The organism is Methylobacterium nodulans ORS 2060, assembly GCF_000022085.1.
Lineage (GTDB): Bacteria > Pseudomonadota > Alphaproteobacteria > Rhizobiales > Beijerinckiaceae > Methylobacterium > Methylobacterium nodulans.
The window spans coordinates 6,805,001-6,820,625 of the sequence record NC_011894.1; the positions used below are offsets into that span (position 1 = coordinate 6,805,001).

The 15,625-nt window shown below is 68.9% G+C and carries 21 protein-coding genes and 1 tRNA gene; 12 read left to right on the forward strand and 10 right to left on the reverse strand.

The genetic code is table 11. From position 1 onward, the window contains the following. The first annotated feature begins 10 nt into the window (after nt 1-10). From MNOD_RS31735 to MNOD_RS48395, 6 genes are all read left to right on the forward strand, one after another. A tRNA-Met gene (locus MNOD_RS31735) sits at nt 11-87 on the forward strand. A gap of 355 nt (nt 88-442) precedes the next feature. Next, complete coding sequence (locus tag MNOD_RS31740; RefSeq protein WP_015933047.1) at nt 443-1,972, forward strand: helix-turn-helix transcriptional regulator; 1,530 nt, start codon at nt 443-445, stop codon at nt 1,970-1,972. Between the two features lie 154 nt (nt 1,973-2,126). Further along, the gene (locus tag MNOD_RS31745) at nt 2,127-3,290 is read left to right on the forward strand and encodes a sensor histidine kinase (RefSeq protein WP_015933048.1); all 1,164 of its coding nucleotides are present in this window, start codon (nt 2,127-2,129) and stop codon (nt 3,288-3,290) included. A 134-nt stretch (nt 3,291-3,424) separates the two neighbouring features. Further along, nucleotides 3,425-3,760, forward strand: a complete 336-nt coding sequence (locus MNOD_RS49500; RefSeq protein ID WP_015933049.1) for a hypothetical protein — start codon at nt 3,425-3,427, stop codon at nt 3,758-3,760. A 167-nt stretch (nt 3,761-3,927) separates the two neighbouring features. Beyond that, nucleotides 3,928-4,137, forward strand: coding sequence for a hypothetical protein (locus MNOD_RS31755; RefSeq protein WP_015933050.1), 210 nt, complete (start codon nt 3,928-3,930; stop codon nt 4,135-4,137). 154 nt (nt 4,138-4,291) lie between these two features. Next, entirely contained in the window at nt 4,292-4,450 is a 159-nt protein-coding gene (locus MNOD_RS48395) for a hypothetical protein (protein ID WP_198157682.1), read from the forward strand. A 426-nt stretch (nt 4,451-4,876) separates the two neighbouring features. On the opposite strand, the gene MNOD_RS31760 is transcribed toward MNOD_RS48395, so the two are convergent. Continuing rightward, entirely contained in the window at nt 4,877-5,326 is a 450-nt protein-coding gene (locus tag MNOD_RS31760; protein WP_015933051.1) for an acyl-CoA thioesterase, read from the reverse strand. Nucleotides 5,327-5,587: 261 nt separating this feature from the next. Between MNOD_RS31760 and MNOD_RS31765 the strand changes: the two genes are divergently transcribed. Beyond that, nucleotides 5,588-6,520: an EcsC family protein gene (locus MNOD_RS31765; RefSeq protein ID WP_015933052.1), complete on the forward strand. Its 933-nt coding sequence runs from the start codon at nt 5,588-5,590 to the stop codon at nt 6,518-6,520. A gap of 27 nt (nt 6,521-6,547) precedes the next feature. Here the strand turns inward: MNOD_RS31765 and MNOD_RS31770 are convergent, their stop codons facing one another. The 5 genes from MNOD_RS31770 to MNOD_RS31790 form a co-directional block, all read right to left on the reverse strand. After that, on the reverse strand, nt 6,548-7,267 hold the full coding sequence (locus tag MNOD_RS31770; protein WP_015933053.1) for a glutathione S-transferase: 720 nt from the start codon (nt 7,265-7,267) through the stop codon (nt 6,548-6,550). A 4-nt stretch (nt 7,268-7,271) separates the two neighbouring features. Beyond that, a complete protein-coding gene (locus MNOD_RS31775; RefSeq protein WP_015933054.1) occupies nt 7,272-7,940 on the reverse strand; it encodes a YidB family protein in 669 nt (222 codons plus the stop codon). A 65-nt stretch (nt 7,941-8,005) separates the two neighbouring features. Further along, nucleotides 8,006-8,731 carry an SDR family NAD(P)-dependent oxidoreductase gene (locus MNOD_RS31780; protein WP_015933055.1) on the reverse strand — a complete coding sequence of 242 codons (726 nt, stop codon included), beginning with the start codon at nt 8,729-8,731 and terminating at the stop codon, nt 8,006-8,008. Continuing rightward, nucleotides 8,724-10,145, reverse strand: a complete 1,422-nt coding sequence (locus tag MNOD_RS31785) for a long-chain fatty acid--CoA ligase (protein WP_015933056.1) — start codon at nt 10,143-10,145, stop codon at nt 8,724-8,726. Before MNOD_RS31785 ends, MNOD_RS31780 begins: the two co-directional genes overlap by 8 nt. Continuing rightward, entirely contained in the window at nt 10,132-10,389 is a 258-nt protein-coding gene (locus MNOD_RS31790) for a phosphopantetheine-binding protein (protein WP_015933057.1), read from the reverse strand. Before MNOD_RS31790 ends, MNOD_RS31785 begins: the two co-directional genes overlap by 14 nt. Nucleotides 10,390-10,570: 181 nt before the next feature. Between MNOD_RS31790 and MNOD_RS31795 the strand changes: the two genes are divergently transcribed. The 4 genes from MNOD_RS31795 to MNOD_RS31810 all read left to right on the forward strand — a co-directional run bounded on the left by MNOD_RS31795 (nt 10,571) and on the right by MNOD_RS31810 (nt 13,707). Continuing rightward, nucleotides 10,571-12,271 carry a thiamine pyrophosphate-binding protein gene (locus MNOD_RS31795; RefSeq protein WP_015933058.1) on the forward strand — a complete coding sequence of 567 codons (1,701 nt, stop codon included), beginning with the start codon at nt 10,571-10,573 and terminating at the stop codon, nt 12,269-12,271. Nucleotides 12,272-12,344: 73 nt separating this feature from the next. Further along, a complete protein-coding gene (locus MNOD_RS49505; protein ID WP_043749804.1) occupies nt 12,345-12,791 on the forward strand; it encodes a hypothetical protein in 447 nt (148 codons plus the stop codon). Between the two features lie 262 nt (nt 12,792-13,053). Next, the gene (locus tag MNOD_RS31805; RefSeq protein ID WP_015933059.1) at nt 13,054-13,449 is read left to right on the forward strand and encodes a (R)-mandelonitrile lyase; all 396 of its coding nucleotides are present in this window, start codon (nt 13,054-13,056) and stop codon (nt 13,447-13,449) included. A 27-nt stretch (nt 13,450-13,476) separates the two neighbouring features. Continuing rightward, nucleotides 13,477-13,707 carry a tautomerase family protein gene (locus MNOD_RS31810; protein ID WP_015933060.1) on the forward strand — a complete coding sequence of 77 codons (231 nt, stop codon included), beginning with the start codon at nt 13,477-13,479 and terminating at the stop codon, nt 13,705-13,707. A gap of 39 nt (nt 13,708-13,746) precedes the next feature. Here MNOD_RS31810 and MNOD_RS31815 read toward each other — a convergent pair whose 3' ends face one another. From MNOD_RS31815 to MNOD_RS44435, 3 genes are read right to left on the reverse strand one after another with little or no spacing between them, the layout of a single operon-like run. Continuing rightward, nucleotides 13,747-14,193, reverse strand: coding sequence for a hypothetical protein (locus MNOD_RS31815; RefSeq protein ID WP_015933061.1), 447 nt, complete (start codon nt 14,191-14,193; stop codon nt 13,747-13,749). Nucleotides 14,194-14,200: 7 nt separating this feature from the next. Next, on the reverse strand, nt 14,201-14,527 hold the full coding sequence (locus MNOD_RS31820; protein ID WP_015933062.1) for a hypothetical protein: 327 nt from the start codon (nt 14,525-14,527) through the stop codon (nt 14,201-14,203). Nucleotides 14,528-14,551: 24 nt separating this feature from the next. Beyond that, nucleotides 14,552-14,692 (reverse strand): rod-binding protein, encoded by a 141-nt coding sequence (locus MNOD_RS44435; protein ID WP_425277487.1) that lies wholly within the window; start codon nt 14,690-14,692, stop codon nt 14,552-14,554. 297 nt (nt 14,693-14,989) lie between these two features. Between MNOD_RS44435 and MNOD_RS50760 the strand changes: the two genes are divergently transcribed. Next, nucleotides 14,990-15,337 (forward strand): hypothetical protein, encoded by a 348-nt coding sequence (locus MNOD_RS50760; RefSeq protein WP_425277488.1) that lies wholly within the window; start codon nt 14,990-14,992, stop codon nt 15,335-15,337. On the opposite strand, the gene MNOD_RS48405 is transcribed toward MNOD_RS50760, so the two are convergent. After that, the gene (locus MNOD_RS48405) at nt 15,334-15,624 is read right to left on the reverse strand and encodes a DUF1217 domain-containing protein (protein WP_050783445.1); all 291 of its coding nucleotides are present in this window, start codon (nt 15,622-15,624) and stop codon (nt 15,334-15,336) included. The genes MNOD_RS50760 and MNOD_RS48405 overlap by 4 nt on opposite strands. Nucleotide 15,625 lies beyond the last annotated feature (1 nt).

Sequence of the window (15,625 nt, forward strand, 5' to 3'; positions counted from 1 at the left end):
CGGCGCCCGCCGCGGGGTGGAGCAGCCCGGTAGCTCGTCAGGCTCATAACCTGAAGGTCACAGGTTCAAATCCTGTCCCCGCAACCACATCCCCAGACACGCAAAAGCCCCGGCCCGCACGGCACCGGGGCTCTTGTCGTGATCGGGCCTCTTCCCGGAACTCGAACCCCATCATGCGGGCACCGCGCGCTCGCGCACCTCAGGGGAGAAGAGGCGGGCGTCATGGCTCCATCAGTGGAAGCCTCCGAAAAGCCCGGGGCGGTTCACCCGACGTGTTCGGCCGAGGGCTGCAATCACCGCGGAGGCGAAAGCCTCATGGCCGCACACTCGCGTAGCAGAACTGCATGACATAAAAGGGCTTCCGGTGTTGCCGGAACTAGTATTTCTGCATCTGCTGAGTGCTAGCGTTGCGGCATTGCCTTGCTGCGGGGAAGGGGGCTCGATGAGCCAGGTAGTGCCGGACCAGGCTGCGTTGCGAAGGCAAGTCGACAGGCGCCAGCTGCAGATGATCATCGCAGGTCTTGGCGAGGGTATCCTTCTGATCGACCCGGTCGAGGGCATCGTATGGGCCAATGAGAGCGCTCTTGCTCTTCACAACGTATCCCATCTTTCGGAGCTCGGCGGATCCGTCGCCAAGTACCGCGAGCGCTTCGAATTGAAGTACCGGAACAATCATGTGCTCGGAGAGGGGCAGTACCCGGTCGACCGGGCGTTGGCGGGCGAGGAGTTCCAGGACGTGATCGTCGAGCTCGGCCGGACATGCTCCGGCAACGACGAGGATCGGCGACGTGTCCTGAAATTTCGCGGCTTCGCACTCACGGACGTGAAGGGCAATGCCGAATCCTATGTTCTGGTCGTCGAAAATGTCACCGAACATATTTCCGCAGAAGAACGCTTCGAGCGTACATTTGCCGCCAACCCGGCACCGGCAATCATCTGCCGGCTGTACGATCTGCGCTATGTCAGGGCCAATCCCGGCTTCCTGCTGATGACGGGCTACAGTCGGGACGACATCATCGGCCGTTCGACCTACGAGTTCGACGTGTTGGAGAACGCAGAAAAGAAGGAAGCGGCGATTGCCAGCCTGCGAGAGGGCCGAACTATTCCGCAGATGGAATCGACCGTTCGTCTTCCCGATGGGAAGAGCAAAGCCGTCATCATCGCAGGCCAGCCGATCCAGATCGGCGAAGAGAAATGCATGCTCTTCACCTTCATCGACATGGAGCCTCGCAGACAAGCGGAAGATGCGTTGCGTCAAAGTGAGGAGCGCTTTGCCAGGTCATTCCGGTTGGCACCTATTCCGATGATGCTGTCCACCCGCGAGAAACTGCGTCTCCTGGACGTCAACGATGCGTTCGGAGCCGTCCTCGGCTATGAGCCTGACGAGGTGATAGGCCGGACGGGTTCTGAGCTTCCCATCTGGGTCGAGAGCGGCGCACGCAAGCGCATCGAGCAGGAGATCGGCAAATCGGGCAGCTTCCGAAAGCTCGAAATCCCGTTGCGCACCAAGCATGATGAAGTGCTCGACTGTCTCGTCTCGGCCGAAACGGTCACAATTCAGGGAGAAGAGTGCGTCCTGACGGTGATCCAGGACATCACCGAGCGCAAGCGGTCGGAGGAAGAGCTGATCGCGGCGATCGAGGCGGTGATGCAGGATACCTCCTGGTTCAGCCGCACGGTCATTGAGAAACTCGCCCATCTGCGTCGTCCGAACCGGCCGGACAAGCCGGAGGCCGGTCTTTCCGATTTGACGCCGCGGGAGCTCGAGGTGCTCGGCTTGATGTGTCGGGGGCTCAGCAACGCAGAGATCGTCAAAAAGCTCGGCGTGACCCACAATACCGTGCGCAACCACATCGCCCGGATCTATGCCAAGATCGACGTACATGACAGGGCCGGCGCCGTGGTCTGGGCACGCGAACGCGGATTCACCGGGAGCCCAACGGGACCATCCGAGCGGCCGCGGCAGCGCTGAATGATGCGACCGTACTAGCTCGCATGATCCGTTCGGCTCTAGGGAATGGCGTGACGGGACCGTAAGGAACGGTCCGCGAACATACGTAAGGAAAGGCGTGCAGGACTTGGCTCCTCGACCCTTCAGCTATGCTCGCTCAGGGGAGGGAGCCCCCGTGCGTCAAATCGAAGTACCTGAAACAAAACGGCCTAGCTTGTCCCACCGGTATGACGTGGCCGGCATTGCGCCCGCGCCGGTGTTCGACGAGATCGTCGCGCTGGCTACCGCCATAGTCGACGCGCCCATCGCCGCCATAAGCTTTGTTGACGAGGATCATCAGTGGGTCCAGGCGGTTGCGGGCTTGCCGGACGGTTGCGCCGTCGATGCGGGCTCGATCTGCACTCATGCCGTGCGTGCGGACGACCTCGTCGTCGTTCGCGATCTCGCGGCCGATGGTCAATTCGAAGACTATGTGCGGGTGCATCGGGAGCTTTCGGTGCGCTTCTACGCGGCCGTGCCGCTTGTGGCGCCCGATGGTGGCCATGTTGGAACCCTGTGCGTGCTCGACCGGAAGCCGCGCGATCTGACGGATCGACAGCGATCGTTGCTGAAGGCCCTGGCCCGCCGCGTCATTACGGAACTGGAGCTGAGGCGATCGCTCGATGCGGAACGCCTAGCGCGTCGTGACGCAGAACAGCTTCTCGAGGAGAAGGATCGGCTGTTGGTGCAGAACGAGATCTTGCTCCGCGAGGTCGATCACCGGGTGAAGAATTCTCTGCAGCTGGTGTCCAGCATGCTGACGCTTCAGGCCCGCCAGCTGCCGACCGGCGACGCTGCGAAGGCCCTTGATGAGGCATGCAGGCGCGTTGCCAGCGTCGCGGCCGCGCATGAACAGCTCTATCGCGCGACTGCGAGCGACAGGGTCGATATGTCGGTGTTCCTCCGAGGGATCTGCGAGGCGCTCGCCGCGACCCGGCCGAGCAACGTCGAAGGAATCGAGATTCGGGCGGAACCGATTGAGTTCGGCTCGAAGCGGGCGATGAAGACCGGGCTTCTTGTTGCCGAGCTCGTGATCAACGGATTCAAGCACGCCTATCCCACGGGGCGCCGGGGCGGCATCAAGGTCGAGCTGGCATCCATGGGCCCGACGGCGCGGCTGAGGGTGAGCGACGAGGGGGTCGGTTTGCCGGTCGATCTGCTCGACCGGGCCAGTAGCGGTCTGGGCATGCGCCTGATCCGCTCGATCGTCCATCAGTTCGGAGGGCGGCTGACGGCCGAGCCAGGGCCGGGCGCGCGAGTGGTTATCGATATCCCGTCGGACGAAACGGCCACAACCTGAGCAGGGTGGCGGGGCGGAACCCTGCCACCCTGCTTGGATGTGTTACTCGCGGAATATACCGATTTGACAGTCCGGGCGTCCTTGCGCGAAGATTCATACTTGAGTGCCGATCGATCGGTCCGCAGGACGACGTTGTGACCACACAAGTGCCGCCCCCGATTGAGGACACGCTGGAGTTGCGCGAGCGGCTCGCTGGTGCATGGCGAGCGGTGTTCGACAACGCCGTCGAGCGCGGCAGCCCGCCCCAGGCCGTCGTCGAGACCATGGCGTCGGTGGCCCATGAGCGCTTCGCCGAGCTGTTCGGTGCGTCGGCCGCCGCCAGCTACCTGCAGCTCCTCTCGGAGCAGTTGCGCGACATCGATCACGACGAGGCCGCCTTTCTCGTCCGAGGCGAGGAGCCGCGCCAGCCGGTCGCGGGGGGGGAGCCCCTCATCGATCCGGTCTGGATCGATGGCCAGGAATTGATCTGACCGGTCCGCATGCGAACGCTTCAGTCATCCGCGCGTTCTGCCCAGAGGCTGTTCAGGAGGCGAAAAATCCGGTTCTCCGATCGGACAGCCGGCCATCAACAGCTGGGAATCCGTCAGGCGCTTCGATCAGCGCCTGACGGATTCTCGGGCCTGCCCGGGATTCGCCCATGATCGGCAAGGTCATCTCGTCCGCCCTGCGCAAGAAGACCCGCCCTGAGGACCCCCCGGCGATCGAAGCCGGTGCCGTCCGCGAACCGGACCTGCATTTCCCGCCCATGCCGCCGCTGTCGCCCCCGGACGCACAGAACGACGATCCGCAGGAGCCGCTCCTCAAAGCCATCGAGGACGCCTTGCGGAGTGCGGGCTTCCTGCGCTGACCGATCCGGCCTCCGGCGGCTGCGGGCGCGATCCGCATCCAGATTGTTAACTATTCGTTAGTCTTAATGAAGAGCAACCAGGCTCGCGCCATTTCGGGCCTGAGCTCGAACTGTTAATATCATTTTACCGATCGAATTCATTAAAGATCAGACGATGAACGACGAAGAAAAGACGGGGGTTGCCACCATGGTGGTGCGTATCAGGGACGCAGCTGCTCGAGAGACGACGCTGTTCAGGGAAGGTTGCAGCGCGGTCTGGACGGCGTGCCTCGGGTGGGCGGCGATCCGCACGGCCCGGTTCATCCTGGGCTAGAGCATTGTCCAACGACGAGGATGCCGGTTCGTCGCAGACAATGCGGCAAACTCAAAAGTCTGGAGCAGAAGCTGTTCCACCATGAACGGATTCTGCTCTCGCGATCACCTTACCGCTCCGAAGAGGAGATGCTCGCGGGCCCCGAATCCGTGAGCCTCTCAAGGCGGTTCGACTCCCGAAATCCCCAGACCGGGCCCGATCACCCGGATGCCGCCATCCCCGCGCAGGCTCCCTCGGCAGACGCGGCGTTCGCGAGCCGACGTGTCGTCTGCTTATACCAACGGACCTTGAAAAGGACCGGTGGTTCCGTTCTCGCATTGTCGCCAAGCCTGTGGCTTGGTGTCGACAGTTCGAGATGGGTCAACGGCCCGATGCGTGAGCATGCGCGTCAGCACCCGCTGCGTCAGCAGCCGGGGCCGTTGGTATTTAGACGGACCAGGCGCCGAAGCCGCCGTTATCCCCCGCCGTGGGCGGCGCGGGCTCGGGCGGCACGGGGCGCGGGCGGCGGTCCTTGTCGATGGCGACGAAGGTGAAGAGCGCCTGCGTGACCTTGATGGTCTCCTCGCTCTCGCGGGCGCGGCGCCACGCCTCGATCTGGATGCGGATCGAGGAGCGCCCGACCGCCACGATGCGGGCATAGAGGCTGACCTCGTCGCCCACCGAGACCGGGTGCAGGAAGGTCATGCCCTCCACCGCGATGGTGGCGCAGCGCCCGCGCGCGCGCCGCGCCGCGACGTTGCCGGCGGCAAGGTCCATCTGCGCCATCAGCCAGCCGCCGAAGATGTCGCCGGCCGGGTTGGTGTCGGCCGGCATGGCGATGGTGCGGATGACCGGGGCGCCCCAGTCGGGCACGGCGGCGGGCGGTTCGCTGGACATGGGGGAGGGACCTCGCGCGGGCGGCTAAGCTGACTTGGCGGGGCGTGCCACCGCTTCGTCCGCTTAGGCTTTTGATGTGTCGCAGGTTTTCACGGAAAACCGCAAGGCACTTTTCCGAAACCTGCTTGGGGCGGATGCGCCACCATAGTCACCTTCACCGAATCGGGGCTACCGGTCTTGAGGGCGGACGCCCTTGCGGAGCCCGCCCCGGCATCGCCAGCTTTCCTGCGTCCGTTCCGTCCGCCATCCCGAGGTTCAGCCGTGACCGACATCGTCCCCGTCGAGACCGCGCCGCTCCCCGCCGCCGTCCCCGGGCCCGAGCCCCTGAGCGAGGCCGATCGCGAGATCCTGCGCCAAGCGGTGGCGGTGCTGGAGCGCCCCAGCTTCGCGGCGCGCCTCTCGGCCATCGCCGGGGCGCCCCTCGACCTCCTGGGCCGCGCCCTGCCGGCCGCCGTCACCGAGGCCGTCACGCATGCGGCCGAGACGGCGCTGCGCGGCGCCCTGCACGTGGCACTCGCGACCCTGCCGAAAGATCCCGCGGGCACCGCGGTGATGGCGGCTGCGGATGCCGAGCGGCCCGGCCTGCGCGCCCGCGCCCTCGACTTCCTGGAACGCCATCCGCCGGGGGATTTCGGCCACAAGGCGCTCGCGGCCATGTCGGGCGCGGTGGGAGGCGCCTTCGGCATCGCGACCCTCGTGGTCGAGCTGCCGGTCTCCACCACCCTGATGCTGCGCTCCATCGCCGAGATCGCCCGGCGCGAGGGCGAGGACCTGAGCAAGCCCGAGGCGGCGCTCGCCTGCCTGCAGGTCTTCGCCCTCGGCGGTCGCGGCGGCCCCGAGCCGAGCCCGACCGACAGCGGCTATTTCGCGGTGCGCGGCGCGCTCGCCAAGACGCTGTCGGAGGTGACGCGCTATGCGGCGGGCCGCGGCCTGCTCGACGAGAGCGCGCCTGTCCTGATGCGCTTCGTCGCCCAGATCGCCTCCCGTTTCGGCTTCGTCGTCTCGCAGAAGCTGGCCGCCCAGGCGGTGCCGGTGATCGGCGCGGTCGGCGGGGCAGCCGTCAACACGGCCTTCATGGATCACTTCCAGACCATCGCCCGCGCGCATTTCGCCATCCGGCGCCTGGAGCGGCGCTACGGCAAGGACACGGTGCGGGAGGCCTACGAGGCGGAGCGGGCGGCGCTTATGGGCTGAGAGGGGCAGGTTCCGACGGCAGCCGCATCACCCATCGAGCTCCGGATAGCGCCGGAAAATCCCGTCCTCGTTGAACCTCTCCCGCCGGTCGCTCGCCAGATAGGCGGCGATCCGCGGGCGCCGCGCCACCGCCGCATGCAGGGCCGCGAGCTTCGGCGTGGCGGCCAGCACCCGCGCCGTCGCCCGCGGGAAGGCGTAGCGCAGCCCCTCGACCAGCTGGAACAGCGAGAGGTCGGCGTAGCTCAGCCGCGCGCCGACGAGGCAGGCGGGGCCGGCCGGGTTGGTCGCGAGGACGTGCTCGAACCAGCCGAGGAAGGCCGGCAGACGCTCCTCGCGGAAGATCTTTGCGGCGCGGGCCGCCTCCGGCTTCTGGTCCTCGTAGTAGAGGCTGCTGGCGATCGGGTGGTGGGTGTCGTGCGCCTCGCTCACCGCGTCCGCCACCGTGAGCTGGAGCTGATGCGTGCGGATCCGCTCGGCCTCGCTCTCGCCCACGAGCCCGAGCCGCGGGCCGAGATAGAGCAGGATCGCGGCGGTCTGACCGATCAGAAGGTCGCCGTCCTTGAGGACCGGGCAGGCGAAGGAGGGGCGGGGCCCGCCCTCGGCGAGGAGGCCGGACAGCGCCCCGATGCCGCCCCGGTCCGGCCGGCGGGCCACGTCGACATAATCCGCGCCCGCCTCCTCCAGGGCGAGGCGGACGAACTCGCCGCGCCCCTGGATCCCCGGCCAGTAGTAGAGGTCGTAGGCCATTCCCCTACCAGCCCCGCATCTCGCCCGGGGTCGGCCGCCGTCCCTGGGGCGTGAGGCCGTCGATCACGCCCGGCAGCACCTGCGCGAGCTGCGCCAGGAGGTCGTCGCGAGACAGCCCGGTCGTGCGGCTCAGCGTCTCGACCGTGTCCGGACCGAGCGCCTGCGCGAGCTGCTGGGGCTGGATGTGCCGGTTCGGGCCCGGGCCGATCCAGGACTCGATCACATCGCCGAGGCCGCCGCGACGGAAGCGGTCGATGAGCCCGTCGAGCCCCTCCGGGCCGGCATTGTCGGGGATCTCGCGGTCGAGGCCCGAATACTGGTCGGCCCGCTGGTCGAAGGGATTCGGCGCGCTGCCGCGGGGGCCGGGCTGCGGCGCGCCGCCCGGTCCGTCGAGCATGCCGGAGAATTCGGAGAAGGGGTTGTCCGGATCGGCGCCGCGCGGTCCGGCGCCGGGCTCGGGCTCGAATCCCTCGTCGCCGCGCGGATGCGGGGCGGGCCGGCTGCCGCTCCCGAAGATGTCGCCGAACCCGCCCTGGAGGGCCTTGGCGGCAAGCAGCATCAGCAGCGCCTTGACGAGGGGCGACATCGCCGCGGAACCGCCGCCCTGGCGGCCCTGTCCCCCGCCCAGCACGTTGCCGAGCACCGAGCCGATCACCTGATCGAGCAGACCCATGACTTCCCCTCCCGCCGTGCGGCCGATCACGTCGCGTTAACCCAGCGGCGCGGTCGGGGTTGCCTTCAGGCGGTGCTGCCCGCGTCGATGGTCATCACGGTGCCGGTGATATTGCGGCCGGTCTCGCCCATCAGGAAGTCGACTGCGTTCGCCACGTCGCTCGCCTCGGCGAGGCGGCGCAGGGCGCTGCGGCCGGCGATCTTGCGGCGCTCCGCCTCGCCGAGGCCGCGCGTCATCTCGGTTTCGATGAAGCCCGGCGCCACCGCGTTGACGGTGATCCCGAGCGGGCCGACCTCGCGGGCGAGCGAGCGCGTGAAGCCGATCATCGCGGCCTTGGTGGCGGCATAGACCGAGAGCGCGTTGTAGCCCGTCGCGGCGATGATCGAGCTGACATTGACGATCCGCCCCGCGCCCTCCGCCATCATCGCGCGCACCGCGTGCTTGGTCAGCACGATCGGCGCCAGGGTGTTGAGCCGCACCAGCGCCTCGATATCGTTGAGCGGCATCATCGCGAGCAGGCCCTCGGTGCCGAGGCCCGCGTTGTTGACGAGGCCATAGAGCGGCCCGTGCGCCTCGCGCAGGCGCCGCACGAGGTCGGGCAGGGCGCCCACCTCGGCGAGGTCGGCGGGCGCGAAGCGGATCTCGCCCGGCCCGGTCTCGCGCATCGCCGCCTCCAGCGCCTCGCTCGGCCGGCGCGCTACCGCGATCACCCGGAAGCCCGACCCGGCGAGCTTGCCCGCGATGGCGAGCCCGAGGCCCCGGCTGCCGCCGGTGACGAGGACGTTACGCATGACGAATCCCCGGGCGGGGCGCGGCATTCCGGGCGAGCTTGCCGGCCTGCGTCACCGCGAGCGTTTTCGCGATGCGCACCAGGGCCGGCACCTTGTGGGCGGGCAGGGCCGCCCGGCAGGCGGCCAGAATCTCGGCCGTCACGGCTTCGGGCGCCGCCTCGCCCGGATCGAGCACCACGGTCGCGGTGACGAGCGCCCCGGTGATCGGGTTGCGGCGGCCCTCGACCAGCGCCATGAGCACGCGCGGGTGCCGGTTGATCACCGCCTCGATCTCCTCCGGATGCACCTTGAGGCCGCCGACATTGATGATGCCGCCGCGCCGGCCGACGAAGCGGCAGCGGCCGTCGCGGATCTCGACCATGTCGCCGGTATCGACGAAGCCCTCCGCATCCATCAGGGCCGGCGCCTCCTCGCCGAGATAGCGGCGGGCGGCGCGGCCCGAGCGGATCCGCAGCGCGCCCTCGGCGACGCGCAACTCCACCCCGGTGTCGCGGGGGCCGAGGAAGCTCTCCGGGAAGCCCTCGCGCCCGTCCGTCACCTCGAAGCCGACGCCCGCCTCGGTGGAGGCGTAGGCGTGGCCGATCGCGGCCTCCGGGAAGGCGGCCCTGAGGGCATCGAGCAAAGCCTGGTCGGCGATCTCCCCCGAGAGCCGCAGATAGGAGGGCCGGATCGCGCCGAGGGCGGGGCTCATCAGCGCCCGGCGCCAGTGGGAGGGGGTGCCCGAGAGGTGGGTGACGCCGTGCCGTCCGAGGCGGCGCAGGAAATCCGCCACCGGCTCGTCTTGTGCGGAGAGCACCAGCGAGCCCCCGCCGAGGATGCCGCGCAGGAAGATCTGCAGGCCGCCATAGCGGCGGATGTCGTAGAAGGTGGACCAGACCGGCGGGGCGCCGCCCTCCGGAAGCGGGCGGATCGCCCCGGTGAGGCCCTCAAGGTCGTGCACGACCATTTTCGGCACGCCCGTCGTGCCGGAGGTCAGCAGCACCCACTCGGTGGCAAGGGGCTCCGCCCGCGGAGCGGGCATCTCCGCCAGGGGGACAAGGGGGAAGACGGGGCGCCCGCCGCAATCCGGCCGTGCGGAGGGGGCGAGATCCGTCACGACGGCCTCGATGCCGGCCCGCTCGGCGAGGACGGGCAGATGGGCCGGGTCGAGGTCGGGCGGGCAGAGGAGCAGGCGCCGCGCGAGGCCGTCGAGGTCGATGAGGGCGAGGGCGGCGGCGAAGGGGTCCGCCGTCGCGACCAGCACGGCCCGCCCGGCGAGGGCATCGCGGGCGCCGCCGAGGGCGCTCTGCCGGGGGAGATCCGCGAAGGCCGCCGCGGCGTCGCGGCCGAGGAGCCGGCCCGCGGCCGGTGCGGCTGATGCGGCCGGCACGGCCGCCAGGGCCGTGCGGAGCGACAGGGGCTCAGGCCGCGACATCGACGGCGGCGCTCTCGTAGAGCGCGATGAACTCGCCGACCGTGACCGGGAAGGTGATCTCCTCCGCCATCGTGAACGGATCGATGTTCAACTCCGCTTCCAGTCGCGCCACCAGGATCGCGAAGCAGAGCGAGTCGAGCCCGGTCTCGGTCAAAGCTGTCTGATCGTCGAGGGGTGCCAGCTTGCGCTGCTGTTCCTCGGCGATCTGCTTCATCTGTGCAAGAATTATTAACCGTGTAGACATTCCAGAATGTCTCCTATGATCGGCATCAGCTATATCAGCAGCGATCAAGACATGGCAAGGCATTCGCCTCCGTAGGGTGAACGGATTACCGCAGCCCGAACCCGTCCTGGCTTGAGGGAGATCTCTTAACACCGACGGCGTGATCTTCTTTGGAACCGGTCGAGCGGAGCAGGTGAGGGCGATGAGGGCGAACGGATCGGGGCGCAGCGCCGCCCGCGTGCTGGTGGACCAGCTGGTGGCGAACGGCGTGCGCCACGTCTTCACGGTGCCGGGCGAGAGCTTCCTGCCGGTCCTCGACGCCCTGCGCGATTCCGGCATCGCGGTCACGACCTGCCGTCAGGAGGGCGCCGCCGCCATGATGGCGGAGGCGCACGGCAAGGCGACCGGAGAGCCCGGCATCTGCTTCGTCACGCGGGGGCCGGGCGCCACCAACGCCTCGGCGGGGCTGCACGTGGCGCAGCAGGATTCGACCCCGATGATCCTGTTCGTCGGGCAGATCGAGCGGCGCTTCCGCGAGCGCGAGGCCTTCCAGGAACTCGACTACCGGGCGGTGTTCGGGCCGATGGCCAAGTGGGCGACGGAGATCGACGATCCCGACCGGGTGCCGGAACTCGTCTCGCGCGCCTTCGCGACCGCGACCGCCGGCCGGCCCGGCCCCGTGGTGGTGGCGCTGCCCAAGGACATGCTGACGGAGACGACCGAGGCGCCGCTCGCGCCGCCCTTCGTGCCCGTGGAGGCGGCGCCCGGCGCCGACGACGTCGCGCTCCTCGCCGACCTCATCGCCTCGGCCGAGCGCCCGATCCTGGTGCTGGGCGGCAGCCGCTGGAGCGAGGCCGCCTGCGCCGACATCGCGCGCTTCGCGAAAACCTTCGACCTGCCCGTCGCCACGAGCTACCGGCGCAGCCCGCTCTTCGATGCGCTCCACCCCTGCTATGCGGGCGATCTCGGCCTTGCCGCCAATCCCCGGCTGGTCGCGCGGGTGAAGGCCGCCGACCTCGTCGTGCTGCTCGGCGGGCGCCTCGGCGAGATCCCCTCGCAGGGCTACAGCCTCCTCGCCATCCCGGGGCCGCAGACGCGGCTCGTGCACATCCATGCGGGCCCCGAGGAGCTCGGCCGCGTCTACCGGCCCTTCCTCGCCATCAACGCGGCGCCGGCGCGCACTGCCGCGGCGCTCGCGCGCCTCTCAGCCCCCGCCCGCATCCCGTGGCGGGCCGAGACCCGCACCGCGCACGAAGACTTTCTCGCCTGGGGCGAGGCCGCGACGCCGCAGCCGGGCGGGGTCAATCTCGGCGCGGTGATCATCCACCTGCGCGAGACTCTTCCCGGCGACGCGATCCTGTGCAACGGGGCGGGCAACTACGCGGCCTGGATCCACCGCTTCTTCCGCTTCCGCAGCTTTGCCGGCCACATCGCCCCGACCTCGGCCTCGATGGGCTACGGCCTGCCGGCCGCGGTGGCGATGAAGCGCCTGTGGCCCGCGCGCAGCGTGATCTCGCTCAACGGCGACGGCGACTTCCTGATGAACGGCCAGGAATTCGCGACCGCCGTGCAGTACCGGCTGCCGATCGTGGTGATCGTCTGCGACAATGCGAGCTACGGCACGATCCGGATGCACCAGGAGCGCGAATTCCCCGACCGTCCGATCGCGACCGACCTGCATAATCCGGATTTCGCCGCCTATGCCCGGGCCTTCGGCGGCCTCGGCTGGACCGTCGAGCGGACCGAGGACTTTCCGGCGGCCTTCGCGGCGGCGCACGAGTCCGGCCGGCCCTCGATCATCCACCTGAAGATCGCGACCGACGCGATCACCCCGGGCCAGACCCTGACGCAGATCCGCGAGGCGGCGCTGGCGAGGCGGGAGGGGACGGGCGCCACGGCTTGACAGGCCGCGGGGGCAGCCGGCAGGTGCGGGGCTCCGTCGCCCACGATGCCCCGCCCTCCACCCGCCCGCGAGCATGCCCGGCGCGACACGTTTCCTGCCCGTCTCGGTGAGCTATGCCGGCGGCGCCGCGGCCGGCGCGCGCGCCGACGAGCACGCGGTCACGGCCAACAACCGCTTCGCGCGGGTCGTCCTGTCCTTCGCGGATCTCGCGCCGCCCGAGACCTGGGTTCGAGCTCGCCTTCCAGCTCGCCTGGGACGCGGCGGAGACCGCCGCCACCGCCGTCGACTTCGCGCTCGTCGGCGTCGAGAGACCGACGACCGGCTCATCTCCGTCGAGGGGCTGTTGCATTTCCCGCCGGACGTGCTGGTGGCGCTGGCGGGGCCCCGCCTCGTGCTCGCGAGCCGCGAGCTCAACCGCCTGCGGGTGGTGCCTCGGATCGTGACCGGGCAGCGGGGCGGCCTCGCCCTGGTCAGCGGGCGCAACGACCGCCCGGGGGCCTGCAGGGCTACGTGTCGCTGAAGGCCGGCGTGCTCCAGCCGTCGAGCACCCTGCGCTATGTGTTCCACGGCCAGGGCGCGGTCTGCGGCGGCGTCGGGATCGCCCTCGACGAGGGCCGCGGCGCTTGCGGCGCATCTCGGGGGCGAGGCGGTGGGGCGGCTGCTGCGCCAGGTCTAGGGTAGAATCCGTTCACGGTGGACCGGATTCCGCCCTAGATGAGACGCCGGACATGGGCAGCCGTCAGGTCCGTGCCGGAAGCGCGAAACTGCCGGGGAGTGCAGCGATGGAGATCACGAGAAGCGGATCGCGGCCTTCGGCCACGGGGCCGGCGGAGTATTTCACCGGATCGGTCCGGATCGATCCGCTGTTCAGCCCGCCGGAGCCGGCCCGGGTCGCCGGTGCCCTCGTCACCTTCGAGCCCGGCGCGCGCACGGCCTGGCATACGCATCCGCTGGGTCAGACCCTGATCGTCACGGCCGGATGCGGCTGGGCCCAGCGCGAGGGCGGTCCGATCGAAGAGATCCGGCCGGGGGACGTGGTCTGGTTTCCACCGGGCGAGAAGCATTGGCACGGCGCCACCGCGACCACGGCCATGAGCCACATCGCCATCCAGGAGAAGCTCGACGGCAGCCCCGTGGACTGGCTGGAGCATGTCACCGACGATCAGTACCACCGGTAGTTTTTCGACCGAACAAGGAGACGGGGAGTGCCGCACGTCATCGTCAAGCTCCATGCCGGAAGGTCCGAGCAGCAGAAATCGAAGATCGCAGAAGAGATCACCAGGGCCGTGATGGCGAGCGCGAATTGCTCAGAGTCGTCCGTCTCGGTGGTCATCGAGGATGTCGAGCCGAAGGACTGGGCCGAGAAGGTCTACAGGCCCGACATCCTTGGCCAATCGGACAAGCTGTACAAGAAGCCGGGATACGACCCGCTTTGAGCCGGCCTTCGGCCAGGTCCCGTGGGGGCCGGCCGATCCTCACGACCGCACGTCCTTGCGCGGCACGAAGTTGAAATCCTCCACCAGCACGTCCTTGACCACCTCGGCGCCCAGGCGCTCGTTGACCTTGGCGCGGATTTCGGTGAGGCGCTTGTTGATGTTGTATTTGGCGAGGCGGCGGAAATCGAGGCTCGGATCGCCGTAGATCTGCCGGAAGGCCTCATCGATGACGAAGGCGTTGGGCGGCACGGCGAGCGTGTGCATGAGCTTGGCGTCCGCCGTGAACACCAGGGTGGTGACGATGTAGCCCTGGAGGGCGCCGTCCGCGATGATCGGCACGTTGATGGCGCGCAGCTTCTGGTACTGGAGCCCTTCGAAATAGGGCTCGGTCTTCTGGGCGAAGAGCCCGGCGCCCCACGTCAACACGCCGTAGCACGATAGCAGCGTGACGATGCAGATCCAGATCCCGGTGACGACGACGCGCATGGCGGCCTCAGCGATGGGCGGCCGTGTAGGTGCCGTCCGATTCGGCCGCGCGCAGAGCCGTGGCGATCACCTCGGAGACCTCCTCGACGGCCCGCAGGTGCAGGGCGACGACCTCCTGGTTGCGGGCGAGCTTGTCGCGCAGCCGCGCGAGGCAGGCGGCGAGGTCCGGGTCCGGGCCTGCGTCCTCGCGGTGGCGGGACAGGCGGGTGAGTTCGAGCAGGCTCTGGCTCTTGCGCCGGTTGAACTCGTCCTGGTCGATGGGGGCGCGCGTGAGCTGCGCCTCCGTCTCCGCGTCGATGGTGGCTTCGAGCCGGGTCAGGGATGCGATCAGCATGGATCCGCCTCGTCGGGCAATGCTCTAGAGTTCGGTCTTCTTCGCCTCGCCGGTCTGGGCCGGACGGGCAGTCGCGAGCATGCGGGCGATGCCGATTCCGCCGGCCTTGGCGATCTGGCCGCCGATCTGCTCGGCGAGCATCGACTTCCAGGAGCCGCCCGCCATGCCCTTGCCGTAGACGCATCGGTTTCCAGGGATTGGCGCAGATAGGCGTCCGTGACGGTCTTGGCCTTCATGTCGGGCGGCAGGTCGGTGCCGAAGCCGACATTGACCGCCGTCTGGCCGGGGCCTGAGAGCGACAGGTTCCGGATGGCGACCGTCCGGTCCCTGCCTCCCGCCGGGTAGGACGTATCGGCATAGGCGCCCGTCCCGCCTGCGGCCCCGTCGGCCCCGAGCGAGGTGAAGGCGGTCGTCTCGACATACAGGCTGCCGTCCACGCCGCGGCCGACCCGGACCTTGCCCTTGAGGTTGGCCTCGCCCGAAGCGGCGATCTGGGCGTTGATCGCCGCCACGAGCTCGGTCGGCGTGACGCGCGAGAGGTTCGCGACGGAGGAGGCCAGGGTCGATCTGTTGAGGACGATGGCGGCGGACTTGGTGGTGGCGGCGTCGAACTGCGAGCTGATCGAGAAGCTCGCCTCGTTGGTGCCGGAGAAATCCATCGTGTCGGGCAGGACGACCGAGCCGCTGAGCTCTGCGGGCCGGGCCGGGATGATCGTCGAATTCGCCAGGATCGTGCCCGAGACCGTGGCATCGGTGCCGGTCGCGCTCGCACCGGTGGCGAAGTCGAAGGCGCGGGCGAAGGCGACCTAGCGCGGGTCGGTGAGCCGGCTGGCGAAGCTCGTCGGGGAATCCACGCCCTCCGTTAGCACCTTGCGCATGAACGCCTTGGCGTAGGTCATGTCCTCCAGGCTGTGGGCCTTCATGGCGTAGGCGTAGAGGCGCTGGTCGCCGAGCAGGTCGTCGATCGACTTCACCTTGCCGATATTGGCGTTGTAGTAGGCGGTGTCGCGGGCGATGGTCGGATTGGCGGCCTTGCGCTTGAGGGCCGTGGTCGGGTCGCGGGTGATGAGCTGGTAGCTCGCGAAGGTCGAGGTCACG